Origin of the sequence: Halarchaeum rubridurum, assembly GCF_014647115.1 — an archaeon.
Lineage (GTDB): Archaea > Halobacteriota > Halobacteria > Halobacteriales > Halobacteriaceae > Halarchaeum > Halarchaeum rubridurum.
Map to the genome: position 1 here is coordinate 153,395 of NZ_BMOO01000001.1, position 25,851 is coordinate 179,245.

The 25,851-nt window shown below is 70.1% G+C and carries 26 protein-coding genes; 8 read left to right on the plus strand and 18 right to left on the minus strand.

The features are described 5' to 3' along the window. Window positions 1-56: 56 nt before the first annotated feature. The 3 genes from IEX84_RS00820 (at window position 57) to carB (ending at window position 4,475) form a co-directional block, all read left to right on the plus strand. The gene (locus tag IEX84_RS00820) at window positions 57-470 is read left to right on the plus strand and encodes a DUF7124 domain-containing protein (RefSeq protein ID WP_188869867.1); all 414 of its coding nucleotides are present in this window, start codon (window positions 57-59) and stop codon (window positions 468-470) included. Next, window positions 471-1,079 (plus strand): DUF5815 family protein, encoded by a 609-nt coding sequence (locus IEX84_RS00825; protein WP_229732277.1) that lies wholly within the window; start codon window positions 471-473, stop codon window positions 1,077-1,079. A 153-nt stretch (window positions 1,080-1,232) separates the two neighbouring features. Continuing rightward, a complete protein-coding gene (carB, locus tag IEX84_RS00830) occupies window positions 1,233-4,475 on the plus strand; it encodes a carbamoyl-phosphate synthase large subunit (protein WP_188869083.1) in 3,243 nt (1,080 codons plus the stop codon). Between the two features lie 214 nt (window positions 4,476-4,689). Here carB and carA read toward each other — a convergent pair whose 3' ends face one another. Continuing rightward, window positions 4,690-5,742 (minus strand): glutamine-hydrolyzing carbamoyl-phosphate synthase small subunit, encoded by a 1,053-nt coding sequence (gene carA / locus IEX84_RS00835; RefSeq protein ID WP_188869084.1) that lies wholly within the window; start codon window positions 5,740-5,742, stop codon window positions 4,690-4,692. Window positions 5,743-5,839: 97 nt separating this feature from the next. On the opposite strand from carA, the gene IEX84_RS00840 reads away from it, so the two are divergent. From IEX84_RS00840 to IEX84_RS00850, 3 genes are all read left to right on the plus strand, one after another. Further along, window positions 5,840-6,250: an Lrp/AsnC family transcriptional regulator gene (locus IEX84_RS00840; RefSeq protein WP_188869085.1), complete on the plus strand. Its 411-nt coding sequence runs from the start codon at window positions 5,840-5,842 to the stop codon at window positions 6,248-6,250. 364 nt (window positions 6,251-6,614) lie between these two features. Beyond that, window positions 6,615-6,917, plus strand: coding sequence for a hypothetical protein (locus IEX84_RS00845; RefSeq protein WP_188869086.1), 303 nt, complete (start codon window positions 6,615-6,617; stop codon window positions 6,915-6,917). A 404-nt stretch (window positions 6,918-7,321) separates the two neighbouring features. Continuing rightward, a complete protein-coding gene (locus IEX84_RS00850; RefSeq protein ID WP_188869087.1) occupies window positions 7,322-8,203 on the plus strand; it encodes a homoserine kinase in 882 nt (293 codons plus the stop codon). 57 nt (window positions 8,204-8,260) lie between these two features. Here the strand turns inward: IEX84_RS00850 and IEX84_RS00855 are convergent, their stop codons facing one another. The 8 genes from IEX84_RS00855 to IEX84_RS00890 all read right to left on the minus strand — a co-directional run bounded on the left by IEX84_RS00855 (window position 8,261) and on the right by IEX84_RS00890 (window position 17,312). After that, complete coding sequence (locus IEX84_RS00855) at window positions 8,261-9,229, minus strand: isocitrate/isopropylmalate dehydrogenase family protein (RefSeq protein WP_188869088.1); 969 nt, start codon at window positions 9,227-9,229, stop codon at window positions 8,261-8,263. Beyond that, window positions 9,222-9,872, minus strand: coding sequence for a 3-isopropylmalate dehydratase small subunit (gene leuD, locus IEX84_RS00860; RefSeq protein WP_188869089.1), 651 nt, complete (start codon window positions 9,870-9,872; stop codon window positions 9,222-9,224). The genes IEX84_RS00855 and leuD overlap by 8 nt, the downstream gene beginning before the upstream one ends. Then, window positions 9,869-11,290 (minus strand): 3-isopropylmalate dehydratase large subunit, encoded by a 1,422-nt coding sequence (leuC, locus tag IEX84_RS00865; protein ID WP_188869090.1) that lies wholly within the window; start codon window positions 11,288-11,290, stop codon window positions 9,869-9,871. Before leuC ends, leuD begins: the two co-directional genes overlap by 4 nt. Next, window positions 11,287-12,336 carry a ketol-acid reductoisomerase gene (gene ilvC, locus IEX84_RS00870; RefSeq protein WP_188869091.1) on the minus strand — a complete coding sequence of 350 codons (1,050 nt, stop codon included), beginning with the start codon at window positions 12,334-12,336 and terminating at the stop codon, window positions 11,287-11,289. The genes leuC and ilvC overlap by 4 nt, the downstream gene beginning before the upstream one ends. Further along, entirely contained in the window at window positions 12,329-12,937 is a 609-nt protein-coding gene (gene ilvN / locus IEX84_RS00875) for an acetolactate synthase small subunit (protein WP_188869092.1), read from the minus strand. Before ilvN ends, ilvC begins: the two co-directional genes overlap by 8 nt. 73 nt (window positions 12,938-13,010) lie before the next feature. Then, complete coding sequence (gene ilvB / locus IEX84_RS00880; protein ID WP_188869093.1) at window positions 13,011-14,744, minus strand: biosynthetic-type acetolactate synthase large subunit; 1,734 nt, start codon at window positions 14,742-14,744, stop codon at window positions 13,011-13,013. A 236-nt stretch (window positions 14,745-14,980) separates the two neighbouring features. Next, complete coding sequence (locus IEX84_RS00885) at window positions 14,981-16,183, minus strand: LeuA family protein (RefSeq protein WP_188869094.1); 1,203 nt, start codon at window positions 16,181-16,183, stop codon at window positions 14,981-14,983. 262 nt (window positions 16,184-16,445) lie between these two features. Then, window positions 16,446-17,312 (minus strand): ZIP family metal transporter, encoded by an 867-nt coding sequence (locus tag IEX84_RS00890; RefSeq protein ID WP_188869095.1) that lies wholly within the window; start codon window positions 17,310-17,312, stop codon window positions 16,446-16,448. A 91-nt stretch (window positions 17,313-17,403) separates the two neighbouring features. On the opposite strand from IEX84_RS00890, the gene IEX84_RS00895 reads away from it, so the two are divergent. Further along, window positions 17,404-18,087: a YqjF family protein gene (locus tag IEX84_RS00895; RefSeq protein ID WP_188869096.1), complete on the plus strand. Its 684-nt coding sequence runs from the start codon at window positions 17,404-17,406 to the stop codon at window positions 18,085-18,087. A gap of 20 nt (window positions 18,088-18,107) precedes the next feature. Here IEX84_RS00895 and IEX84_RS00900 read toward each other — a convergent pair whose 3' ends face one another. The 6 genes from IEX84_RS00900 to IEX84_RS00925 form a co-directional block, all read right to left on the minus strand. After that, window positions 18,108-18,746: a helix-turn-helix domain-containing protein gene (locus tag IEX84_RS00900; RefSeq protein WP_188869097.1), complete on the minus strand. Its 639-nt coding sequence runs from the start codon at window positions 18,744-18,746 to the stop codon at window positions 18,108-18,110. 48 nt (window positions 18,747-18,794) lie between these two features. Next, the gene (locus IEX84_RS00905; RefSeq protein ID WP_188869098.1) at window positions 18,795-20,132 is read right to left on the minus strand and encodes a GTPase; all 1,338 of its coding nucleotides are present in this window, start codon (window positions 20,130-20,132) and stop codon (window positions 18,795-18,797) included. A 64-nt stretch (window positions 20,133-20,196) separates the two neighbouring features. After that, window positions 20,197-21,114 (minus strand): sodium:calcium antiporter, encoded by a 918-nt coding sequence (locus tag IEX84_RS00910; protein ID WP_188869099.1) that lies wholly within the window; start codon window positions 21,112-21,114, stop codon window positions 20,197-20,199. A 3-nt stretch (window positions 21,115-21,117) separates the two neighbouring features. Further along, on the minus strand, window positions 21,118-21,768 hold the full coding sequence (locus IEX84_RS00915) for a hypothetical protein (protein WP_188869100.1): 651 nt from the start codon (window positions 21,766-21,768) through the stop codon (window positions 21,118-21,120). A 39-nt stretch (window positions 21,769-21,807) separates the two neighbouring features. Further along, a complete protein-coding gene (locus IEX84_RS00920) occupies window positions 21,808-22,476 on the minus strand; it encodes a rhodanese-like domain-containing protein (protein ID WP_188869101.1) in 669 nt (222 codons plus the stop codon). A 66-nt stretch (window positions 22,477-22,542) separates the two neighbouring features. Further along, a complete protein-coding gene (locus IEX84_RS00925) occupies window positions 22,543-22,917 on the minus strand; it encodes a cupin domain-containing protein (RefSeq protein WP_188869871.1) in 375 nt (124 codons plus the stop codon). A gap of 154 nt (window positions 22,918-23,071) precedes the next feature. On the opposite strand from IEX84_RS00925, the gene IEX84_RS00930 reads away from it, so the two are divergent. Beyond that, on the plus strand, window positions 23,072-24,256 hold the full coding sequence (locus IEX84_RS00930; RefSeq protein WP_188869102.1) for a redox-regulated ATPase YchF: 1,185 nt from the start codon (window positions 23,072-23,074) through the stop codon (window positions 24,254-24,256). On the opposite strand, the gene IEX84_RS00935 is transcribed toward IEX84_RS00930, so the two are convergent. The 3 genes from IEX84_RS00935 to IEX84_RS00945 form a co-directional block, all read right to left on the minus strand. Further along, window positions 24,243-24,737: an NUDIX hydrolase gene (locus IEX84_RS00935; RefSeq protein ID WP_209590267.1), complete on the minus strand. Its 495-nt coding sequence runs from the start codon at window positions 24,735-24,737 to the stop codon at window positions 24,243-24,245. The genes IEX84_RS00930 and IEX84_RS00935 overlap by 14 nt on opposite strands. A gap of 69 nt (window positions 24,738-24,806) precedes the next feature. Next, on the minus strand, window positions 24,807-25,124 hold the full coding sequence (locus tag IEX84_RS00940) for a hypothetical protein (protein ID WP_188869104.1): 318 nt from the start codon (window positions 25,122-25,124) through the stop codon (window positions 24,807-24,809). Between the two features lie 66 nt (window positions 25,125-25,190). Beyond that, complete coding sequence (locus tag IEX84_RS00945; RefSeq protein WP_188869105.1) at window positions 25,191-25,799, minus strand: translation initiation factor IF-2 subunit beta; 609 nt, start codon at window positions 25,797-25,799, stop codon at window positions 25,191-25,193. Window positions 25,800-25,851: the final 52 nt, after the last annotated feature.

Sequence of the window (25,851 nt, forward strand, 5' to 3'; positions counted from 1 at the left end):
CCGTCGCCCCGACCGAAGCCGTTTTCCACGCGAGCGGCCCTTTCGTACCTATGAGCATGAGCGGCGGGAGCACGGATATGACGCTCGCCTTCGAGCTGTCCGCGCTCAAGCGACTCGCCAAGCCCGGGACGGCGTTCGCCGACGCCCGACAGTGGACGGAGTACGTCGGCGTCGTGAGCGACGAACCGACGTACGTCGTTACGAACTTCACGCGGAAGCGCCGCATCCGCCAGGACTTCTTCTCCGGCCCGAAGGACAAACGCGAGAGCCTGGAGAACGTCAAGAGCCAGTTCGAGACCGACCGACACGTCTTCGTCGGCGCGGACGAGGCGGACGAGGCGCTCGCCGAGGAGACGGGGTGGGAGTTCCTGCACGTCGAGGACGCCGCAGAGGCGGCCGGGTGGGAGCTCGGCGACCCCGAGGACGAGGAGGCCGCGAGCGGCGAACCCGAGCGCGACGACTGGCCGTAGATGACCGACACGGGCGCGGGACCGCGCGTGCCGGACGCCGGCGACGACGACGGTGGGGACGGCCGCGGGGGCGGAGGCGGGGGCGAGGCCGGCGCGGACGACGGGACCATCGCGCTCCCCTGCGGGGAGACGGTCCACCGCTCGGCGTTCGACCTCGGGATGCGCGAGTACGAGTGCGCGTGCGGCGAGCGCCACGCGGTCGTGATGGACATGCATCCGCCATCGCGCTTCGTGCCGGAGGCCGTCGTCGACGTTCTGCGCGAGACGGTGAGCGTGGGGGACGACGACGCCTTCGAGGAGTTCGGTACCCCCCACCTGCTGGGGAGCGTGCTGGAGGAGTTCCCCGACGACGTGACGGTCGTGGACGCGACGGACGACGGGCGCGTCGGCTACGCGATGCTGTGGGTGACGGCCTTCGACGCGCGGACGCTCCACGAGCACGTCGTCGAACTCGTCGTCGAGCTGATGGAGCACGCGGTGAGCCACGCGCGCGACGACGCCGCGCAGGGCGACTTCGAAGAGCAGATGCTCGACTTCGACGTCGAGGCGTTCGTCGAGCGCTACCGGCGAGCGCGCGACTGGCAGGACGAGTACGACGCGCCCGCGTGACGCGCCCGCGCGGGCGATTCTGACGCCGCGACAGCGACCTCACTCGCCATGGCCCCCCGGCGCCACCCCGGATTACGAAAATCGTAATCCGGTTACGAGATTTGCACCGTTTCGTTTCGTTTATTACGATGTACGCACTCGTCTCCGATACACATGAGTGACGACCGGACCGTCCTCCTCATCGGAAGCGGCCCGATACAGATCGGCCAGGCGGCAGAGTTCGACTACTCCGGCGCGCAGGCGTGTCGCGCACTGCAGGAGGAGGGTGCCCGAGTCGTCCTCGTCAACTCCAACCCCGCCACCATCATGACGGACCCCGAGATGGCGGACGAGGTCTACATCGAACCCATCACCACCGACGCCATCGCGGAGGTCATCGCCCAGGAGAACCCCGACGGCGTCATCGCGGGACTCGGTGGCCAGACGGGGCTGAACGTGACCGCCGAACTCGCCGAGGAGGGCGTCCTCGACGAGTATGACGTCGACATCATGGGCACGCCCCTCGACACCATCTACGCGACGGAGGACCGCGAACTCTTCCGCCAGCGGATGCACGACCTCGGCCAGCCCGTCGCGCGCTCGACGACCATCAGCCTCGACGACGGCGAGAGCGTGCAAGCCCTGGACGCGGAGGCCCTCGGCGAGCGCGTCGAGGACGCCGTCGAGGAGGTCGGCGGCCTCCCGGTCATCATGCGGACCACGTACACGCTCGGCGGCTCCGGGTCCGGCGTCGTCGAGGACATGGACGTCCTCAAGGAGCGCGTCCGCAAGGGCCTGCGCCTCTCCCGGAACGACGAGGTGCTCATCACCGAGTCCATCGCCGGCTGGGTCGAACTCGAGTACGAGGTGATGCGCGACGCCGGCGACTCCACCGTCATCATCTGTAACATGGAGAACATCGACCCGATGGGCATCCACACCGGGGAGTCCACGGTCGTGACGCCCTCGCAGGTCATCCCGGACGACGGCCACCAGGAGATGCGCGACGCGGCCCTGGAGGTCATCCGCGACCTCGGTATCGAGGGCGGCTGTAACATCCAGTTCGCGTGGCGCGACGACGGCACCCCCGGCGGCGAATACAGAGTCGTGGAGGTCAACCCGCGCGTCTCGCGCTCCTCCGCGCTCGCCTCGAAGGCGACCGGCTACCCCATCGCGCGCGTCACCGCGAAGGTCGCGCTCGGCAAGCGCCTCCACGAAATCACGAACGAAATCACGGGCGAGACGACGGCGGCGTTCGAGCCCGCCATCGACTACGTCGTCACGAAGGTGCCGCGCTGGCCCAAGGACAAGTTCGACAACGTCGATTTCACGCTCGGCACCGCGATGAAGAGCACGGGCGAGGCGATGGCAATCGGCCGGACCTTCGAGGAGTCCCTCCTGAAGGCGATGCGTTCGAGCGAGTACGAACCCGACGTCGACTGGGCGAGCCTCTCCGACGACGAGCTCGCCGAGACGTACGTCGCGCGCCCGAGCCCGGACCGCCCCTACGCCATCTTCGAGGCGTTCGACCGCGGCTTCACGGTCGATGAGGTCGTCGAGCTGACGGGCATCGAGGAGTGGTACGTCGAGCGCTTCGCGCGGATCGCCGACGCCGCCGACGGCGCGAAGGACGGGTCGTTCACCGACGCCGCCATCGAGGGCTTCACCAACCACGAGATAACCGCGCTCGCCGGCGGCGCCTTCGACGACACGCACCCGTCGTGGCTGCCCTCGGACGTCGAGGCCGAGGCCTCGGCGGACGAACCCGAGGCGCGCCCCGACGGCGCGGGCATCACTATCGACGACGTCGAGGCCGACGTCCCGGGTCGCACCTACAAGCAGGTCGACACCTGCGCGGGCGAGTTCGAGGCCCAGACGCCGTACTACTACTCCTCCCGGAAGCCCGAGTGGTTCAGCGGGCCCTTCGAGGGCGAGTCCGCGGGCGGCGAACTCCGCGTCGACCACGACACCGACTCCGTCGTCGTCGTCGGCGGCGGCCCCATCCGCATCGGGCAGGGCGTCGAATTCGACTACTGTTCCGTCCACGCCGTGCGCGCCCTCCGCGAGGAGGGCATCGAGGCCCACGTCGTCAACAACAACCCCGAGACGGTCTCCACGGACTACGACACCAGTGACGGCCTCTTCTTCGAGCCCATCACCGCCGAGGAGGTCGCGGACGTCGTCGAGGCCACCGGCGCGGACGGCGTGATGGTCCAGTTCGGCGGTCAGACCTCGGTGAACGTCGCGGACGAACTCGAGGCCGAGATCGACCGCCGCGGTCTCGATGCAAACATCCTCGGGACGAGCGTCGAGGCGATGGACTTAGCGGAGGACCGCGACCGCTTCAACGTCCTGATGGACGACCTCGGCATCAGCCAGCCCGACGGTGGCACGGCGACGAGCGAGGCCGAGGCGCTCGACCTCGCGCACGACCACGGCTATCCCGTGCTCGTTCGCCCCTCCTACGTCCTCGGCGGGCGCGCGATGGAGGTCGTCCACAGCGACGCCGAGCTTGAGGAGTACATCGAAGAGGCCGTCCGGGTCGCCCCGGACAAACCCATCCTCGTCGATGAGTTCCTCGCGGACGCCGTCGAGCTCGACGTGGACGCCGTCTCGGACGGCGAGGACGTCCTCATCGGCGGCGTGATGGAGCACGTCGAGGCCGCGGGCGTCCACAGCGGGGACTCCGCCTGCGTCATCCCGCCGCGGAACCTCGACGACGAGACGCTCGGTCGCGTCCGCGAGGTCGTCGAGGAGATTGCGCGCGCCCTCGAAACCGTCGGCCTCCTCAACGTCCAGCTCGCCGTGAAGGACGGCGAGGTCTACGTGCTGGAGGCGAACCCGCGCTCCTCGCGCACCGTCCCCTTCGTCTCGAAGGCGACCGGCGTCCCCATCGCCAAGCTCGCCGCGAAGGTCATGGCGGGCGACTCGCTCGCCGACCTCGGCGTCGAGGAGGGCGTCCCCGAGCAGTTCAGTGTCAAGGAGGTCGTCCTGCCGTTCGACCGCTTCGAGGGCGCGGACCCCCGCCTCGGCCCCGAGATGAAGTCCACGGGCGAGGTCATGGGCACCGCCCGCACCTTCGGGAAGGCCTACGAGAAGGCCCAGTCCGCCGCCGGCAATCCGCTCCCCGAGGGCGGCGTCGCCGTCGTCGACTTCGACCTCGACGGATTCGCGGACTACTACGACGTCCGGGCGTTCGACGACGTCCCCGAGGCGATCCGGCAGAACGAACTCGACCTCTACGTCGGCGACGACGTCGACGCCCTCCAGACCGCCATCGAGGAGGAACTCCCCTACATCTCGACGGTCGCCAGCGCCGAGGCGAGCCTCGAAGCCCTCGCCCACCGCGACGAGGACCTCGACGTCGCCTCCGTCAGCTCGCGCCCCATCACGAACACGACGTGGGGCGGCGAGTGACGCGCCGCGCGCGCTAACACCGGCTTCCGGACTCCGGTTCGTCGACGCATCGACCATCCGACGCCACGACGCTTTTTCGCGGTTCGTTTCGAGACGAGACACGGATACGTCGCCCGGAGCTACGGATAGCGCGAGCCGTCGCTCCGACGCGCGCGCGACGCGGGAGAGGTAGAACGAAGGCGGAGAAAAGACGGAACCGAGACAGAGCGTCCGCCTACGCCGTGACCTGCCGACTCTCGGCGAGTTCGAGGACCTCGTCGAAGAAGTCGAGGGTGTCGTGGGGACCGGGGTTCGCCTCGGGGTGGTACTGGCGGGTGAGGATGCCGTACTCCGCGCTGTCGAGGCCCTCGGGGGTGTCGTCGTTGACGTTCACCTGCGTGACGGTGAGGTCCCCGGGCTCGTCGACGGTGTAGCCGTGGTTCTGCGTCGTCATGACGACCCGCCCGGTGTCGTGGTCGAGGACGGGCTGATTGACGCCGCGGTGGCCGAAGTCCATCTTCTCCGTCGTGCCGCCGAGGGCGCGCGCGACGACCTGCTGGCCGAGACAGATGCCCGCGATGGGGAGTTCGTCGGTGAAGTGCTCGACGAGCGCCTGGGCGGCCTCGAAGTTCGCGGGGTCGCCCGGGCCGTTCGAGATGAAGAGGACGTCCGGGTCGAGCGCCTCGACCTCCTCGGGCATCGTGTCGTAGGGGAGGACGTGGACGTCGGCGTTCCGCGCGGTGAGCGAGTCGACGATGGAGCCCTTCGCGCCGCAGTCGACGAGCGCGACGCGCGCGCCCGACCCCTCGTGGTGAATCGGCTCCTCGACGCTGACGTCCGCGCCGATGTCCGTGATGTCGCTCATGTGCGGACAGCTGTCGAGTTGGGCCTTCGCCTCCTCGGGCGAGGCGTCCGGGCCGGCGGAGACGCCGACCTTCATCGCGCCGCGGTCGCGGATGTCCGTCACGAGGTCGCGCGTGTCGACGTGGTCGACCGCGGGCACGCCCTCCGCCTCGAGCCACTCCGCGACGTCGTCCGTCATCTCGCGCGCGACGACGGCGTAGGGGTGGACGCGGTCCGACTCGAAACGCTCCTCTCGGACGCCGTAGTTCCCGATGAGTGGGTAGGAGAAGGTGAGCACTTGGGCCTCGTAGGAGGGGTCGGTGAGACTCTCCTCGTACCCGGTGTAGGCGGTCGTGAACACGAGTTCGCCCTGGGCCGCACCCGGGGCGCGCGCACGCGCTTCGACTACGTCCCCCGTTTCGAGGGCGAGGTAGGCGTCCGACATTACGAGAAACGAACGGACCTCCCGACTATAAGCCTTGCTTTCGTAGCGTCGTTACGAAATTCGTAACTCCTTTCGCCCGCCGCGTCCACCCGTCCGTATGGACGACCTCGACCGGCAGATTCTGGACGTCCTCCGACGCGACGCCAGGACTCCCTACACCGAGATCGGCGACGAGCTCGGCGTCAGCGAGGGCACCATCCGCAACCGCGTCGAGCGCTTACAGGAGGACGGCATCATCGAGCGCTTCACCATCTCGACCAGCACCGGCAACGTCAAGGCCATGATCGAAGTCGACGTCGCCGTCGACGTCGACACCCACGGCGTCGGCGACCAGATCGCCGAGTGGCCCGAGGTCGACTTCGTCTGGCAGGTCTCCGGCGAACTCGACATCGTCGTCGTCGTCGACGCCGACGACACCGGCCGCGTCAACGAACTCATCACCAAGACGCGCGAACTCGACGACGTCACCACCACCAAGACCCGCCTCATCCTCGACGAAACCCTGTAAACCGACCATTTACTGCGCTCGCCTTCGGCTCGCTGGGAAACGCTCGGCTATCGGAAGAAGCTCCGCTTCTTCCTATGCAGCGAGGCGACTCCGTCGTCTCGCCCGCAGGGCGAGAGAACCGCTTCGTTCGGGTTCTTCGAACCGTCATCGGAGATCGGAGATTTCCGATCGGCGAACGAGACGGCACAGCCGTCTCGTTAACGCTCGCTCGCGGACGCTACCTCCGTGGTTCGTTTGGTCCATGTATGAACCTCGCAGTAGATTACCGCCCAGCTCCGGTGGTGAAATCGCGTCGCACGGGAGAACGTTCTACCGGACGTACGCGAAGTCATCATTTTGTGTCTTTAGCGAGGATACACCGACTATGGTCCCCTATATCGGCGACGTTCTGTTCAAGGAGCCACAAGGCCGGCGCAGCTCACTCGTCCAGTTTGGCACGTCGCTCTCCTTCTGCTGTCTACTCGTGTACGCTTGGAGTGTCGGCGAAGCTGGAGCCGTCGTCCCGTGGGTGCTGTTCTTTATCGTCGGAACTGCGCTGTCCGGAATTGCTGAATCGCTTCCGAAAACTCGACGACGGGCGGCTGGCCTACTCCGCCTCACAGCCATCTTCGTATTGACTTGTTTTCTGGCCGGTCTGTTCCTCGCTCCGGAGTACATCGTTGGGTGATGGACGGTCGGTCTTCGCACTCGAAGTGGTGTGTCCGTATGAGGATACACTGGTTCCGTGAGTCACCCGGAGCTATCCCACGGAATCCGCCCTCGATAGCCAGCAGGCGGTTCTTGACGGGATGTGAATAGATTCGGTACAGTTCGACGGACCATTTCCCTATATCGAACGCCGGCGGTCGCGGTGCAGTCCGGCGTACGCGGCGCGGCGCGACGCGCCGCGTTTCACCGAGCGACGAAGTCACTCGGGATTTTTCACCCCTGCGAGACCCGTCGGGCCTCGCTGGTCCCACACTCGCTTCCTCGCGTGGACCATGTTTTTGCGGGGACGGGTGCGCGGAGCGCACCCGACCCGGAAAAAGATGGTTCGCTACGCTTTTCAGCCCCCACACGGTACGCCACGGCATGCTTACGGTCCGTGCGCCCGCGACGAGTGCGAACCTCGGGAGCGGGTTCGACGTCTTCGGCGTCGCGCTCGACCGCCCGGCGGACGTCGTCACGGTCGAACGGGCCGCGGAGACGACCATCGAGGTGTCGGGGGCGGGCGCGCAGTACATCCCGGAGGACCCGGCGAAGAACACGGCGGGCGTCGTCGCCCGCGAACTCGACGCGCCGGCGCACATCCGCATCGACAAGGGCGTCCGTCCCTCCTCGGGACTGGGGTCGAGCGCGGCGTCGGCGGCGGCGGCGGCGGTCGCGCTCGACGCGCTCTACGAGCGCGGCCACACGGGCGAGGAGCTCGTCCGCGTCGCCGCGGAGGGCGAGGCCGCGGTCTCGGGGGAGGCGCACGCGGACAACGTCGCGCCGTCGATACTCGGCGGTTTCACGGTCGTCCGCGACGACGGCGTGCTCAGCATCGACGCGGACGTCCCCCTCGTGGCGTGCCTCCCGGAGATCGTGGTGTCGACGCGCGACGCGCGCGGCGTCGTTCCGCGCTCCGCAGAGATGGACGACGTCGTCCACACGGTCGGAAGCGCGGCGACGCTCACCGCGGGGATGCAGCGCGACGACCCGTCGCTCGTCGGTCGCGGGATGGACGAGCGCGTCGTGACGCCGGCGCGCGCGGCGCTCATCGACGGTTACGACGCGGTCTGCGAGGCCGCGGCGGACGCGGGCGCGACGGGCGTGACGGTCAGCGGCGCGGGACCGGCGCTCATCGCGGCGTGCTATCCGGCGCGTCAGCGCGCCGTCGCGTCGGCGATGGTGGAGGCCTTCGCGGACGCGGGCGTCGACGCGCGCGCCTATCGCTCGTCGGTCGGGGACGGCGCGGAAATCGTCGAGCGCTAGACCGAGCGGGAGGGTCGAGACGTACGAGAAGAAAGCGAGTAGGAGAGCGGGGCGCGCTTAGAGGCGCTCGACGATGGCGTTCGTCACGTCGCTCGTTTCGGCGTCGCCGCCGAGGTCGGGCGTGCGCGGGCCGTGCGCGAGCACGCCCTCGACGGCGTCCCGGACGTCGTCGGCTTCGTCCTCGTAGTCGAGGTAGTCGAGGAGCATCGCGGCCGAGAGGACGGTCGCGCAGGGGTTGGCGACGCCCTGCCCGGCGATGTCGGGCGCGGTGCCGTGGACGGGCTCGAAGAGCGCGCGCTCCTCGCCGATGTTCGCGGAGGGAAGGAGGCCGAGGCCGCCGACGAGGCCGGCGGAGAGGTCGGAGAGGACGTCGCCCGCGAGGTTCGGGCAGACGACGACCCCGTACTCCTCGGGGCGCAGACAGAGGTGCATGGCGAGCGCGTCCATCAGCGCGGTGTCGGTCTCGACGCCGTTCTCCTCGGCGACGTCGACGACCGTGTCGCGGAAGAGGCCGTCCGTCTCGCGCATCACGTTCGCCTTGTGCGCGACCGTGAACCCCTCGGGGGCGAAGTCGCAGGCGTACTCGGCGAGGCGCTCCGAGGCGGACTGCGAGACGACGCGCGTCAGCGTCGAGACGTCGTCGGTGAGCCGGGCCTCGTGGCCGGCGTAGACGCCCTCCGTGTTCTCGCGGAGGAAGACGACGTCCATGCCGGGCTTGAGCGCGTCGACGCCCGGGTAGGTACGCGCGGGCCGGACGTTCACGAAGGAGTCGACGGCGTCGCGCAGCGGGAGGATGACGTCCGCGGCGCTCTCGCCGGCCGCGCCGAACAGCGTCGCGTCGGCGTTCGCGGCGAGTTCGCGCGTCTCGTCGGGCAGCGGGTCGCCGCCGTCCTCGGCGACGTGGTCGCCCGCGGCGGCCTCGACGAACTCGAAGTCGACCCCGGTGGCCTGGAGGACGTCGACCGCGGCGGGAACGACCTCCTGGCCGATGCCGTCGCCGGGAATGACGACGACCTCCTCAGTCATCGGACTCGACCTCGGGGAGCGAACCGGATTCGACGTACGGGAGGGACTCGGCGACGTCGCGCGTCGCGGCCGCGTTCGCCTCCATCAGCGCCGTCGTGTCCCAGACGCCCTCGACGAGCGCCTTGTGCTGGGCCTTATCGACGTTCGCGCCCATCTCGTTGTCGCCGTACTCGACGGTCTCGCGCACGACGTCGACGTGGAGGTCCTCGTCGGGGTGGTCGTCCACCCACTGCTGGAGGGCGTTGATGGACTCGTGGTCCGCGGTGAGCGTCGGGATACCGAGCGCGAGGCAGTTCCCCGCGAAAATCTCCGCGAAGGACTCGCCGACGATGGCGTCGATACCCCAGCGCATCAGCGCCTGCGGGGCGTGCTCGCGCGAGGAGCCACAGCCGAAGTTCGAGTTCACCACGAGGACGTTCGCGCCTTGGAAGCGCTCCTCGTTGAACGGGTGGTCCTTCTCGTTGTCCTCGTCGTCGAAGCGCTGGTCGAAGAAGGCGTACTCACCGAGGCCGTCGAACGTGACGACCTTCATGAAGCGCGCCGGGATTATCTGGTCGGTGTCGATGTCGTTCCCGCGGATCGGGATGCCCGTCCCCGTCACTTCCTCGACGGTGTCGGCGGGCCCGTCCTCGACGTCGCTCACGCCAGGCTCACCCCCTTCATCTCGCGGACGTCAGTCACTTCCCCGGTGATCGCCGCCGCGGCGACCATCCGCGGGTTCATCAGGACGGTCCGACCGTCCTTCGACCCCTGTCGGCCGATGAAGTTCCGGTTCGACGACGACGCGCAGGCCTCGTCGCCCTGCAGTTGGTCGTCGTTCATCCCGAGACACATCGAACAGCCGGCGTCGCGCCAGTCGAAGCCGGCCTCCGTGAAGACCTGATCGAGGCCCTCCTCCTCGGCGGCGGCCTTCACGCGCTGGCTGCCCGGGACGACGAACGCGCGAACGCCGTCGTCGACCTCGCGGCCCTCGACGACGTTCGCGGCCGCGCGGAGGTCCGGGAGGCGGGCGTTCGTACACGAGCCGAGGAAGGCGACGTCGATGTCGTAGCCGTTCATCGTCTCGCCGGGTTCGACGCGCATGTGCTCCTGTGCGCGTCGCGCGACGTCCGCGTCGCCCGACGCCATCTCCTCGGGGTCCGGAATCGGGTCGGTGATGCCGATGCCCTGCCCCGGCGTGGTGCCCCACGTGACGACGGGTTCGAGTTCGGAGCCGTCGATGGTGACGACGTCGTCGTACTCCGCCTCGGCGTCCGAGCGAATCGACTCCCAGTACTCCTTGTGGCGCTCGAACTTCTCGGGGTCGTCGGCGTAGGCGTCGGTCTCCGCGAGCCACTCGTAGGTGGTCTCGTCGGGGTTGACGTAGCCCGCACGGGCGCCGCCCTCGATGGACATGTTGCAGATGCTCATCCGACCTTCCATGCCCATGTTCTCGATGGCCTCGCCCGCGTACTCGTAGACGTGACCGACGCCACCGTCGGTGCCGAGCCGGCGGATGATCTCGAGGATGACGTCCTTCGCCTCGACGCCCGGGCCGAGCTCGCCCGTGACCTCGATTTTGCGCACCTTCTGTTTCTCCATGGCGATACACTGCGTGGCGAGCACGTCGCGAATCTGCGAGGTGCCGATACCGAAGCCGATAGCGCCGAACGCGCCGTGCGTCGACGTGTGCGAGTCGCCACAGACGATGGTCTTGCCGGGGGTGGTGATCCCCTGCTCCGGGCCGATGACGTGGACGATACCCTGGTCGCCCGTCGTCGGGTCATCGAACTCGATGCCGGCGTCCCGGACGTTCTCCTCTAGTTCCTCCATCATCCGCTCGGCGGCGTCGTTCTCGAACGGCCGCGAGCGGTCGCCCGTCGGGACGATGTGGTCCACCGTCGCGTGCGTCAGCTCGGGGTACGCGACGTCGAGGTCGCGCTCCTGGAGCATCCCGAACGCCTGCGGGCTCGTGACCTCGTGGATGAGGTGGAGACCGACGAACAGCTGCGTCTGGCCCGTGGGGAGCGTCGTGACCGTGTGCTCGTCCCAGACCTTGTCGTAGAGCGTGCCCTCACTCATTCAGCGTTCACCTCTACGCGTTCGTCCTCGCTCTCGGTCTCCTCGTCGGCCCACTCGAAGAGTTCGCGCAGGCGCTCGCCGACCTCCTCGATGTCGTGGTTACGCTCGCGCTCGTAGAGCTGGTTGTACTTCGGCCGGTTCGCCTGGTTCTCCAGAATCCACTCCTGGGCGAACTCGCCGTTCTGCACCTGCTCTAAGACCTCCTCCATGTTCTCGCGGGCCTGCTCGTCGACGACGACGTCGCCGCGCGTCAGCCCGCCGAACTCGGCCGTGTCGGAGACCGAGTCCCACATCTCCGCGAGCCCGCCCTCGTACATCAGGTCGACGATGAGCTTCAGCTCGTTGAGGACCTCGAAGTACGCCATCTCGGGGCTGTAGCCCGCATCGACCAGCACCTCGTAGCCGGTCTTGACGAGGGCCGTCGCGCCGCCGCAGAGGACGGCCTGCTCGCCGAAGAGGTCCGTCTCCGTCTCCTCTTTGAACGTCGTCTGGATGACGCCGGCGCGCGCGCAGCCGATCGCGTTCGCGTACGCGAGGGCCTGCTCTTTCGCGTCGCCCGTCTCGTCCTGGTAGACGGCGACGAGCCCCGGCGTCCCCTCGCCGGCCTCGTAGTTCCGGCGGACGAGGTGGCCCGGGGACTTCGGCGCGACCATCGTCACGTCGATGCCCGATTTGGGCTCGATCTGGCCGTAGTGGATGTTGAAGCCGTGGGCGAACTGGAGCGTGTCGCCTTCCTCGAGTTCGTCCTCGATCTGCGCGTAGACGTCCGGCTGGACGGTGTCCGGGACGAGGATGCTCACCACGTCCGCCTCAGCGGCGGCGTCCGTGGGCGTCTCGACGCGCAGTCCGTCTTCCGTCGCGGCCGCGCGGGAGGCCGACCCCTCGCGGAGGCCGACGACGACGTCGACGCCCGACTCGTTCAGGTTCTGGGCGTGCGCGTGGCCCTGGCTCCCGTAGCCGAGCACCGCGACCGTCTCGTCGGCGAGGTACTCGGGGTTCGTGTCTTCTTCGTGATACACCGGCTGGGTGAATTCGTCGTCACTCATTGTCGTGGGTTTCGTGTGCCGTGAACTCCGTGCCGCCGGCGAGCGCGGCGGTGCCCGTGCGGGCGACCTCGCGCACGCCGAACCGTTCGAACGCCTCGACCGCGGCGTCGATCTCGCTCTCCGTGCCGGTCAGCTCGACCGTCACGACCTCCGGGCCGGCCTCGACGGCCTCGCCGCCGTACATCTCCGCGACGGCCGCGACGCCGGCGGGGTCGTCGTCGCCGACCTTGATGAGCGCGAGCTCGCGCTCGGTCGCGGCGTCGAGCTCCCGGACCGCGTGGACGGGGACGAGCTTCCGCAGTTGGCGCTTGACCTGCTCGACGCCGGGACCCGTCTCCTCGACGACGATGGTCATGCGCGCGAGGCCGTCGGTGGCCGTCGGGCCGACCGTCAGGCTCTCGATGTTGAACTGGCGGCGGGCGAACAGCCCCGAGACCTCGGCGAGGACGCCGGGCTCGTGGTCGACGAGCGCCGACAGCACCTCCCGTCTGATCTCGGGTTCGGCCTCCGCCTGCGGGTCGATGCGGATGCCCTGCTTGTTCCGGCGGCCCGACGGGTGCGGGCGCTCCTCGGGCGCGGGCCCGGGGAGTTCGCCGGTCATCGCCGCTCACCCCGCTCGTGCGTGCGTGCGTTCGCGTGTGCGTGCTCGTGTCCGTCTCCGAATCCGTGTCCGTTCATAGGTGCTCCTCCTGCAGGGCGAACAGCCCGTTCGCGCCGCCGCTCGCGACCATCGGGTAGACGTCCTCGCGCGGGTCGATGTGGCAGTCGATGACGCTGGGGCCGTCGTAGTCGCGCGCCGCCGCGATGGTGTCCGCGACGTCGTCGTAGTCGTCGAGCGTGAAGCCCGCAGCGCCGAACGCCTCGGCGAGCGTGGCGAAGTCCGGCCCCCACGGGTACTCGGAGGCCATCCGGCGCCCCTCGAAGAAGGCGTCCTGCCACTGTCGGACCATCCCGACGGCCTCGTTGTTGAGGACGCAGACCGTGAGGTCGAGGTTCTCGCGGACCGCGACGGAGAGCCCCTGGACGGTCATCAGGAAGGAGCCGTCGCCGTCGAAGCAGACGACCTCCTGGTCGGGGGCGGCGACCTTCGCGCCGATGGCGGCGGGGAGGCCGTACCCCATCGTCCCGAGGCCGTGACTGGATATCCACGTCCGGGGTTCGGTGAACGTCCAGTACTGGACGGCCCACATCTGGTGTTGGCCGACGCCCGTGGTGACGATGGTGTCCGCGTCCGTCGCCTCGTCGAACGCCTCGACGACGAACTGCGGTTTGAGCGGTTCGTCCTCGGGGGCGTCGTAGTCCATCGGATACTCGTCTTTCCACTCGGCGCACCGCTCGCGCCACGCCGCGGCGTCGGGCGAGCGGGGGAGCGCGTCGTCGAGCTGGCGCAGCACCGTGCTCGCGTCGCCGACGAGCGGGTAGTCCGCGTGGACGTTCTTCGAAATCTCGGAGGCGTCGATGTCGACGTGGATGACCTCGGCCTCGGGCGCGAACGTGTCGACGCCGCCGGTGAGGCGGTCGTCGAAGCGCGTGCCGACGCCGAGCAGCACGTCGCAGTGCGTGATGGCCATGTTCGCGTAGCCCGTGCCGTGCATCCCCGCCATCTCCATGGCGAGGTCGTGGGTCTCGTCGAACGCGCCGACGCCCGGCATCGTCGTGATGACCGGGATGCCGTGGTCGACGGCGAACTGCCGCAGTTCGTCGGTCGCCTCGCCCTTGATGACGCCGCCGCCGGCGAGGATGGCGGGCCGCTCCGCGTCCGCGAGCGCGTGTGCCGCACGGCTGACCTCCTCGGCGTCGGCCTCGTCCGGAATGTCCTGCGTCTCCGGGCCCTCCGCGGGGCCGGGGCGCGCGACGTCCTCGGCGTTCGAGACGTCCTTCGGAAGGTCGACGAGCGTCGGGCCCTGGCGGCCGTCGCGGGCGAGCGCGAACGCCTCGCCGACGGTGTCGCCGACGGTGTCCGGGTCGCTCGCGAAGTAACTCGACTTCGTGACGGGGCGGGTGATGCCGGTCGTGTCCGCCTCCTGGAAGGCGTCGTTGCCGACCATCTCGGTGGCGACCTGCCCCGTCAGGGCCAGCACCGGCTCCGAGTCCATGTCGGCGTCGGCGATGCCGGTGACGAGGTTGGTCGCGCCGGGGCCGGACGTCGCCAGGCAGACGCCCGGCTCGCCCGTGACGGCGCCGTAGGCGTCGGCGGCGTGAGCCGCGCCCTGTTCGTGCGCCATCGTGACGTGGTGGATGTCGCTCTGGTAGAGCGCGTCGTAGATGGGCATGATCGCCCCGCCCTGCACGCCGAAGGCGGCCTCGACGCCGGCGTCCTCCAGTGCGGTCACGACGGACGACGCACCCGTCGGTAGCGTCTCCGCCTCGTCGCGGTCAGTGGTTCGTTCTGGTTCGCTCTCGCTCATTGTGTGGTGTGTGTGGTGCGGTCGCTGATCGGTCGGTCGGCCGGTACTGACGGTCGGGGAGGATGAGGAGAGAGGGGGCTTACGCCCCTACGATGAACGTCGGGACGGCGGCGACGACGCTGCCCGAGAGACGGTCGGTCCGCGCGGTGGGTCGTCGCATCGGTATCGGCTGTAGGCGTCGCTCCTATTTGAACCTTCCCGGCCGTGCAAGCGTTGCCGAACGAGGGCATGACGTCTCAGGCCCTCACTTCGGCCGATTCGCGCTCGATGCCGACGTCCGCCGCGAACTCGTGGAGGTCGTCCGTGGTGACGCGGCGTTTGCCGGCGGCGTGCTCCTTCACGCGCTTGGTGACCGCCACCACCTCGTCGTCGGTCGGCTCGTAGCCGGCCTCCTCCAGGTGTTGGCGGACCGCGTTCGTCCCCGTGTGCTTCCCGAGGACGATGGAGCGCTCCGCGCCGATCATCTCGGGGGTCATCACGCCCGGCTCGAACGTCTCCGAGTTCTCGATGACGCCCGCGGCGTGGATGCCCGACTCGTGGCTGAAGGCGTTCTTCCCCACGACGGGCTTGTTGTCGGGGACCGGGACGCCGGCCTTCTCCGCGACCAGCTCGGAGAGCTCGGCGATTCCGGTCGTGTCGATGCCGGTGTCGACGCCGTAGAGGCTCTCGATGGCCATGACGACCTCCTCCAAGGCGGCGTTGCCGGCGCGCTCGCCGATGCCGTTGACGCTCACTTGCGCCTGGTCGGCTCCGGCGACGATTCCCTCGACGGCGTTCGCGGTCGCCATCCCGAAGTCGTCGTGACAGTGCACGTCGATCCGGGCGTCGGTGTGCTCTTTGACGTAGCGCACCAGGTCCGCGAACCGGCTCGGGGTGGCGATCCCGACGGTGTCGGGGAGGTTCACCCAATCGACGCCCGCCGCATCGACCGCCTCCAGCACCTCGGCGAGGTACTCGGGGTCGGTCCGCGTGACGTCCATCGGGGAGTACATGACTTCGACACCGGCGTCCGCGACCTGCTCGACCGCGGCGACCGAGCGCTCGACGACCTCCTCGCGGGTGGCGTGCATCGAGTCCTCGATCTGGATGTCGCTGGTGGACGCGAAGACGTGCACCATGTCGACACCTGCGTCGATGGCGGCCTCGACGTCGGACTCGACGACGCGCGCCAACCCGCAGGTGGTGGCGTCGGTCGCCTCGGCGACGTCCCGGACGGCCTCGAACTCCGCCTCGGAGTTCGCGGGGAATCCGGCCTCGATGACGTGGACCCCCATTCCGTCGAGCAGCGCCGCTATCTCACGCTTATCGTCGTAGTCGAACGACGTGCGTGGCGTCTGCTCGCCGTCGCGGAGCGTCGTGTCGAAAATCCGTGCGTCGTCGATCTCGTCGTTATTGTGGGCTAATGTGCCCTGGAAGAACCCGTTCCCCCGGACTCGCACCGGGAATGTCGTTGGATGACATCGTGTACGTTCGTCCAGACCGGCCAGCCACATAAGGGTATCCCTCTCGTTCCGACACCGCGCCGCCGGCCGCGTCGCACGCCGCGAAACCACCGGACTGCGGCGTCTCGTAGGAATATTAGGTCTGAGTATGAGAGTGAAGAACAAGGCGATGCGGGGCGTGCCGACTCGGGTCGCCCCCGAGCCTAGTGACCGAACGTTCAGTCGCGTCGCCGTCGGCGGGTAGGAAACCCCCCGTGTGTCAGACGACACCGAGGCCGACGCTCGCCGCGAGGACGCAGGCCCCGCCGACGACCGTGCTGGCGACGGCGTGCGTGCGGAGGGTGTCGAGGAGCGCGTGGTCGTGGCCGTCGTGGTCGTGGGTGACGGCGTCGTGTATCTCGCCGCCGACCTCGCAGTCCGGGAGGAAGTCCATGGCGATGTGGAGGAAGACCCCCGCGGCGAAGCCGAAGACGACGGCGTCGACGGCGGGGTTCGGCGGGACGCGGAGGAGAGAGACGGCGACGGCCGCGATGCCGACGGCGGCGGCCGGGAGGAGCATCGGCGTCACGGGTCGCCCGTCGAGGCGGAGGCGGCGCGCGGCCGCGTAGCCGGCGGGACCCTTGTGCGAGACGATGGCGAGCCCGAGCACCGCGCCGAGGTCGGGCATCGTCGCGTAGACGGCACCGATGATGACGCCGGCGGCGAGCGCGTGCGCGGTGAGCTGTGCGGCCGTCCGGTCGATGGGGAACTCGCGGTGGGAGAGCCGGTGGCCGACGGTGTGCGCGGCGAAGCCGGCGACGACGCCGGCCGCGAGCCCGAAGCCGGCGAGCTTCGGCTGGTAGCCGACGGCCTGCGGGACGAGGAAGACGGCGGCGCTCGTCACCATCGCGCCGCTGGCGAGCCCGTAGCCCCAGACGAGGCCGCGCGCGCTCCCGTTGTGCGCGCGCTCGCCGAAGAACGCGCCGCCGGTCATCGCGGCGAACGCGACCCAGCCGATTCCGACGACCTTGCCCCCGCGGCCGGCGGCGAGCGCGACGGCGGAGAGCACACAGAGGAGGACGACGGCGACGGCCCCGAGGGCGACCGACGGGCGGCGGACGGCGCGGGTGAAGAGTGTGTTCGACACAGTTACTAAATCTTCTCCTAATGTTAATAACCCTGTCGGTGGCCGCGACGACGGCCGGCACGACGAAGGGGCCGCGCGGCGAAGCGCGCGTATGCGAGTTATCTCCATGGACTGGCGCGACGTCTGCGTCGCCTCGTACGCCGTCGACCCCGACGTCGTCGCCGCGACGCTCCCCGAGGACGTCACGGTCGACACCCACGGCGGCGACGCCTACCTCTCCGTCGTCCCCTTCGTGATGGGCGACGTCCGTCCCTACGGGTTCCCGCGGTTCGTGGGACCGACCTTCGGCGAGTTGAACCTCCGGACGTACGTCACGGGCGACGCCGGCCCCGGCATCTACTTCTACAACCTCGACGCCACCGACCGCCTCGGCGTCGCCATCGCGCGCGCGACCTACCGGCTCCCCTACTACGACGCCAGTCAGCGCATCGTCCGGCGCGGCGAGACCGTCGAGTTCGAGAGCGAACGCACGCACGCCGGCGTCCCGCCCTGCGAGTTCGACGCCGACTACACCCCGCGGGGCGACCCCGAACCCGCCGAGCCGGGTTCGCTCACGGAGTTCCTCCTCGAACGCTACCGCTTCTACGTCGAGGGGCGCGACACCCTCCTCCGCGGCGAGATCGAACACGACCCGTGGCGGGTGCAGGAGGCGACCTACGACGTCCGCGAAAACGACCTCTTCGCGGTCAACGGCTTCGACGACCCCGCGGGCGACCCGCACGTCGTCTACAGCCCCGGCGTCGAGGTCGCCGCGCACGCCCCGAAACGCGTCTAGACGATTCGCGCCGCGCGCCCTCAGAGGAGCGTCCGCTCGACGAGCGCGGCGTGGGCACGCCGGAGGCGCTCCGAGAGCGACTGGTCGGAGATGCCCAGTTCCTCGGCGAGCTCCACCGTCGTCGTCCCACGCGGGATGTCGTAGAAGCCGGCCTCGTAGGCGCGGCGGAGCGTCTCGCGCTGGTTCGCCGTGAGACCGTCGTCGCGCTCCTCGGTCGGGTCGAGGCGGTTGACGCCCGTGACCGTCAGGTCGATGTCGGCCTCGCGGCAGGCGTCGTGGAAGCCCGAGAGGGCGTCCTGCGACGGGAACCGGGCGGTGAACTCCCAGGCGTCGCGGGTGCCGGTCGCGCCGCTCAGACTCGCCGACGCCCGGCGGAGGTGCGAGAGGACGCACGTCTCCGAGGACGCCCAGTCGACGCGGTAGAGCCGCCGGTCGTCGAAGACGTCGACGGCCTCGACGTCCGCGACGTCCGCGTCGCCGGCGAGACGCGTCTGGAAGTCGTCGAGCGCGTCCGCGTCGGCGTACGCCCAGAGGAACGGCGGTGTATCTACGCCCAGCGGTACGACACGGTCGAGTTCGGCTCGTATCCCCCCTTCCGGCATCGCGCGGCCGAGTGCGAACTGGCCCCCCGGAACGGTGAACGTCAGAACGACGCTCATCCTACCGGACCTAGTCGGTGGGTGTTGATAAACCCATCCGCATCGCGCTCAGGGGTCGAGGACGGCACCGAGGCCCGCGTCGAGGAGTTCCGCGGGCGTGGTGTCGTGGAACGCGACCTCGTAGCGCGCGCGGACGACGGGCGCGTCGACGTCCACGACGGCGTCGAGGTCGACCGGCGTCCCCGCGACGACGACGTCGGGGTCGGCGGCGTCGATGGTGGCTTCGAGGTCCGCGAGCTGGGCCTCGCTGTACCCCATCGCGGGGAGGACGTCGTCGAGGTGGTCGTACTCGGCGAGGACGTCCGCAATTTCGCCGACAGCGTGGGGCTCCGGGTCGATAATCGACGCCGCGCCCGCGTCCTCGGCGGCGACGTACCCCGCGCCGTGGGGCGTCCCGCCGTGGGTGAGCGTCGGGCCGTCCTCGACGACGAGCGCGTCGCGGCCCGCGATGGCGTCGGGGTCGTCGGCGCGCACGACCGAGTCGCTGTGGTACACCGGCGCGTCGGCCGGCGCGAGGCGGGCGGCCGAGTCGCGCGCCGTCTCGACCTGGTCGTCGCTCGCCGCGTTCTCCTTCGTGACGAGGACCGCGTCGGCGCGTCGGAGGTTCGCCTCGCCGGGGTGGTAGCGCTCGCCGTGGTCGGGTCGCAGCGCGTCGACGAGCACGAGGTGGTAGTCGGGGCGGGCGAACGCGAGTTCGTTGTTCCCGCCGTCCCAGACGAGCACGTCCGCCTCGTCGCTCGCCCGCTCGAATACCGCCCGGTAGTCGACGCCCGCGTAGACGACGTGGCCCGCCGCGACGTGGTCCTCGTACTCTTCGCGTTCCTCCACGGTGAGCCCGGCGAGGTCGCGCTCGTCGGCGAAGCGCTCGACGCGCTTCTCGACGAGGTCGCCGTACGGCATCGGCTCGCGGACGACGGCGACGTCGAGGCCGCGCGCGTCGAGTTCGTCCGCGAACGCCCGCGCGACCGCGGACTTCCCGCAGCCCGTGCGCACGGCGTTCACGGCGACGACGGGGACGTCGACGTCGAGCTGGACGCTGTCGGGGCCGAGCATTCCGAAGTCCGCGCCGGCGGCGAGCGCGCGCGAGGCCGCGTGCATCACGTCCCCGTGGGCGACGTCGGAGTACGCGAACAGCACCGTGTCGGCGTCGCGCTCGGCGACGGTCTCCGCGAGGGCCGCCTCGGGGACGATGGGTATCGGGCCGCGGCCGTCGGGCGTGAGTGCGGCGGGGAAGGCGTCGTCCCCGCCCGCCTCGGTCTCGCCGAGGTTCTGGCCGGGGGCGCGCGTGAACGCGACGACGCGCCGGTCCGGGTCGTCCCGGAGGGCGGCGAAGTAGTCGTGGAAGTCGCGGCCGGCCGCACCCATCACGACGACGCGTTCGGTCATGTTCCGGGGTTGTCGCCCGCGGGCGAAAAGCGTGTCCGCCACGCGGGCACCCGCGGTGGGCGACTCAGACGAGGAGGAACGACGGCACGTAGAGCGCGGCGACGACGAGGCCGGCGCGGCGGCCGACGGTGCGCCGGACGGCGAAGAGACAGACGACGAGGGCGGAGACGCAGAGCATGTAGAGGCCGGCGGGGAGGACGCTCGCGGGGTGCGGGACGCCGAGGCCGCCGACGGCGGCACCGACCCCGAGGCTGAACAGTGGGTCGGTGACGTTCGAGCCGAGGAGGGTGCCGACGGCGATGCCGGATTCGCCGTCGCGGACGGCCTGGAGGGAGACGACGATTTCGGGGAGCGTCGTCCCGAGGCCCGTGAGCGCGCCGACGAACGCGGCGGGGACGTCGAGGGCGAGCGCGACCGTCCGGCCGGCGGTGACGAGCAGGTGGCCGCCGAGGAGGACGAGCGCGAGGCCGGCGAGGAGCCACGCGACGGCACGCCGGGGGTCGTCGATGCCGTCGTGGTCGCTCGCGTGGTCGGCGAAGTCGGTGCGCTCGACGACGACCGCGAGGAAGCCGAGGTAGCACGCACAGAGGAGGACGCCCTCGACGCGGCTCACGGCCCCGGAGGCCGCGGCGGCGAGCATGAGGACCATCGCGGCGAGCATCCCGCCGCCGTAGACGGCGAGGCGGTCGCGCGGGACCGTGAGGGGGGAGGCGGCGGCGACGAGGCCGATCCCGAGCGTCACCTGCGAGGTCGCGGAGCCGACGACGTGGCCGACGGCGAACGTCCCGGCACCGTAGAGACCGGCGTACGCCGCGGTGGCGATTTCGGGGACGCTGGAGCCGACGGCGACGACCGTGACGCCGACGAAGAGCGCGCCGACGTCGGCGTGGTCGGCGAGGCCGGCGGCGGCGTCGACGACCCGGTCCGCGCCGGTGACGAGCGCGAGCAGACCGACGACGAGCAGGGCGAGCGGGACGAGCACGGCCTACTCGGTGAGGTCGAGGTCGGCCTCGACGGTGGAGAGGTCGTCCTCGGAGAGGCCGCGTTGGATGGCGCGCACGAGGTTCTCGATGTCGTCCGGGTCGACGTCGAGCGTGAGTTCGAGGCCGACCGCGACGGAGCTCTGCGGGGAGTCCTCGACGCGGCCGGGGAGGTACGCGCCCCGGTCGGTGCGGTCGAGGACGCCCGCCCACGTCCAGAGGTCGAGGAGGGTGCGGAGGCCGACGCGGACGCGCTCGCGCTCGGTGTCGTGGCCCGTGAGACCCGCGAGGACGGGGATGAGGGCTGGTGCGTGCATCGGTTCGTCGGCGAGTAAGGCGCGCACGCGTCGGGTCGGCGGCCAGTCCGCGAGGACGTCGCGGAAGGCCGCGCGGGCGTCCGCTTCGCGGTCGTTGGCGAGCGCCGCGGCGAGGTCCGTCCCCTGTTCGGTGAGGCGGTGGTCGCGCCCGTCGACGTCGAGGACGCCGACGTCGTCGAGGAACGCGGTCTGTCTGCTCACGGCGTCGCTGATACCGGTGGCGTCCTCGACGGCGCTCGTCTGCGTCGCCCCCTCGCTCGCGCCGGCGGCGTACCAGCCGGCGACGACGGTGCACAGCGTCCCGCGGCTCACGCCCTTCGGTATCGGGTGGTCGCTCACGCCCGTAGGTGAGCGGGGGACGGCAAAAAGCCCGCGGGCTCAGCCGGTCGTGCCGGTCGGCTCGACGTCGCGGCCGGCGCTCGGGTAGCCGGCGCGACGCCACGCCGGGAACCCCTCGCGGACCGCGTACACCTCGTCGTAGTCGGCGGCGACGAGCGCGGCGGCGCGTTCGCGGCCGTGTCGGTCCGTCTCGCCGCCGTAGCAGACGATGCGGTCGCCCTCGGGCCAGTAGTCGACGGGGTCGCACGCGTCGTTCGTGTCGCTCTCGTCGCTTTCGTCGCTCCCGTCGCTGCCGTTGGCCGGGTCGGTCGTGCCGTCGGCGGGGCTCCAGACGGCCCCGTAGACGTGGGCGCGGTCGTAGGCGTCGCGCCCGCGGGCGTCCGCGAACCGGGCGGCACCGCGGCGCCACCAGTAGTGCGCGGCGTCCACGGGAACGAGGCGGACGTCGACGCCCGCAACGGTGGCCACGGGGAAGACGTCCGGGTCGAGGTCGTGGGAGGGCGGGTCGCCGTCGAGGGCGGGCGGGATACCGTCCGTCGGCGTCTCGTCGGGCGGGAGGGCACCGCGGTTCGCGGCGAAGCTCTCGGGGACGCCACAGCCCGCGGGCGGGCCGTCACCGAGACCGTCGCGGCCGGAGAGCGCGCCGCAGCCGGCGAGGCCGGCCAGACCGGCGACGCCCAGGGCGGCGAGGTAGTCGCGTCGGTCCATACGTCGGCTCAAGAAGGACGGAACCGAAAAGTTTCGGGACCGCGGGCGCGCCGGCACGGTCCGGCCCTAGAGGCGCTCGGGGACCGAGACCGTCCGCTCGTCGTCGTTCGCGTCCCCGGTGTTCAGCGTGCCAGCGGGCTCGAAGAGGAGCACCTTCGCCTCGCCGTCGGCCACGGGGCGGTGCTCGACGCCCGCGGGCACGACGGTCAGGTCGCCCGCGGCGAGCTCGACGGCGTCCACGTCACCGTCCTCGCGGTACTCGACCGTGAGTGCGCCCTCGACGACGTAGAAGAGTTCGTCGGCGTCCGCGTGGCTGTGCCAGACGAACGCGCCGTCGAGGCGCGCGACCTTCACGTGCTGGTCGTTGAGTGCGGCGACGATGCGCGGGCTCCACGTCTCGTCGAACGAGTCGAAGGCGTCGGCGAGCGATGTCGACTCCACGTCGAAGGCGTCGGGCCGGGGGCGCAAAACGACGCCGGCCGCCCCGTCACCGCCGGCCGCGTCCGTCGTGCCCACCGCGCGTTCGTTCGCCATAGAGTACCACGCTATCGCCCTTCAGAAGACCATTTAGGCCGCGATGGCCTTCGGGTGGCTAATGAGCTACAAGATCGGTCTCGTGGGCAAGCCCTCCGTGGGCAAGTCCTCCTTCTTCAACGCGGCGACGATGAACGACGTCCCGGAGGGGGCGTACCCGTTCACGACCATCGACCCCGCGGTCGGCGAGGCGTACGTCCGCACCGACTGTGCGGCCCCCGAGTTCGACGAGGAGTGCGCGCCCAACGCCGGCTACTGCGAGGACGGCAAGCGCTTCGTCCCGACGAAACTCGTCGACGTCGCCGGGCTCATCCCGGGCGCACACGAGGGGAAGGGCCTCGGGAATCAGTTCCTCACCGACCTGAACGAGGCGGACGTCCTCGTCCACATCGTGGACTTCTCGGGGAAGACGGACGCCGAGGGCGAACCGACCGAGGGCCACGACCCGCGCGACGACATCGACTTCTTAGAGGAGGAACTCGACCAGTGGTATCTGGGCATCCTCCGCAAGGGCATCGAGCGCTTCGAGACGGCGCACACCACCGAGGTCGAACTCGAAGTCGAACTCGCCGAGCAGATGAGCGCCTTCGGCACGAACAAAGACGAGATAAAGCAGATAATCCTCGGCGAGGGCCTCGACCTCGACCCCGACACGTGGGACGATGAGGACGAACTCGAACTGGCGCGCGCGATCCGCGAGCGCACGAAGCCGATGGTCGTCGCCGCGAACAAACTCGACACGCCGGAGGGGCAGGCGAACTACGAGGAGATAACGAACGACCCCGCGTACGAGGACGTCACCATCGTCCCCGTGAGCGTCCACGCGGAGAAGGCGCTGAAGAACGCGGCCGAGCAGGGCGTCGTCGACTACGTGCCGGGCGACGACGACTTCGACATCGTCGCGGACGTCTCCGCGGAACAGGAGCAGGGCCTCGAGGACATTCGCGAGTTCGTGACCGAGTTCGGCGGGACGGGCGTCCAGGAGGCCCTGGAGACCGCGCTGTTCGAGGAGCTCGGCCTGAAGGCGGTGTTCACGGGCGACTCGGGGCTCAACTGGACGCAGGGCCCGTTCCCGGACGTCTTCTTGCTCCCGCAGGACGCGACGGCGGAGGACTTCGCCTACCACATCCACTCGGACATCGGCGACGGCTTCCTCCACGGCATCGACTGTCGCTCGCAGCGTCAGCTCGGGAAGGACACCGTCCTCGACCACAACGCCGTCGTCGAGGTCGTCACGACGAACTGAGCGAGTCGTCCGCGACGGCCGCCGCGGCGGGCCCGCCGCGTTTGCCCCCAGTCACGGCGGCGAGCGCGTGAACGTAGTCGTCGAGGTCGAGCGCGAAGGCGGTGTCGGGGACCGTCGAGAGGTCGACCCACGAGAAGTCGAACTCGGCGCCGACCTCCGCGCCCTCGCCCGTGACGACGTGCGTCCACGCGTCGCGGGGTTCGTGGACGGGGACGTGGTAGAAGTGCCGGACGTAGCGTTTGTCGTCGCGGCGGACCCAGACGTCCGTGGCGAGGTGCCGGACGCCGTGGAAGGTGGCGACGCCGCTCTCCTCGATGACCTCCCGATAGAGCGCCGCACGGGGCTCCTCGCCGGTCTCGACGGTCCCCTTCGGAATCTGGCGGCCGTCGTGGCCCGGCCCCTCGAAGGTCAGTAGCTCCGACCCGCCGCGGGTCACGTACGCGCACGCCTTCTCGACGTACGTCACGTCCGTGTCACTCATGCCCATACAACGGCGGTGGGTACTGATAGGCGTGTCCCTGAGACGCCCTTGGAGAATACTAGGTATCGGTCAGGCGTGCGCGGCGTCGGGGGCGTCCTCGACGCGGCGGAACCCGCGCTCGACCGCCGCGGTCAGCGCGCTCTCGACGTCGTGCGTCGGCAGTTCGTAGTAGCGTTCGCGGCCCGCGGGCGTCCGCACGAGGACGACCGTCGCGCCGCCGACATCGTGGACGGCACCGCGGACGGTCCCGCCGATACGGCGCAAGCGGGCGGTTCGCGTGCCGTCGTCGGTGATCGCGTCGCCGAGCGTCCATCCCAGTCGCGTCGCGGCCGCCGCGTCGAAGGGGAGCGTGAGGTGCGGCGTGCCGCTCGCATCACGGGAAGCCATACCAACCCGTGGTGGAGACGGGGATATAATCGTGACTATCTCGCGCGACACCCCGAGCCCGGCGGTCTACGCGAGGCGGGCGAACGCGAGGTCGCCGCTCGTGCTCTCGACGTACGCGCGGACGGTCTGGCCCTCGCGCGCGCCGGAGACGAAGACGGTGTAGCGCCCGCGTTCGGCGACGCCGTCGCCCTTGCGGCCCGTGCCGGTTATCTCCAGTTCGTAGGTCTTGCCGGAGTCGACGGTCTCGCGGGCCGTGCGGGTGGTGTTCGTCTTCTTCTGAACGGGACGGAACGCCCCGCAGGCCGTACAGCGCAGCATCTCGACGCCGTCCTCGGTGACGAGGCGGGTGTCGGGTCGCTCGCACTCCGTGCAGGTGACGAACTCGGCGACGTAGGCGTCGATGGCGGCGTCGAAGTCCGCGACGGAGAACGACCCGTTGTAGCGGGCGCGCTGGCCGTCGAACTGGCCGTTGGTGCCGAGTTCGCGCTGGACGTTGCGGAAGAGGTGGTCGGGGTCGCGCGAGACGGCGTCGGCAATCGCGCGGACGTTCGTGAGGCGGGTGAACGCGCCGTCCGTCTCGCCCTCGGGGGCGGGAATCTGGAGACGGGCGTCGGCTTCGGCGGGGCGCTCGGGGAGGGCGTCGAACGCCCGGTCCAGCGCGATCTGGTAGTCCATACGGAACTGAGACGACCGGCGCGTAAAGCACCTCCGAGGGGAGTGGTAGCAC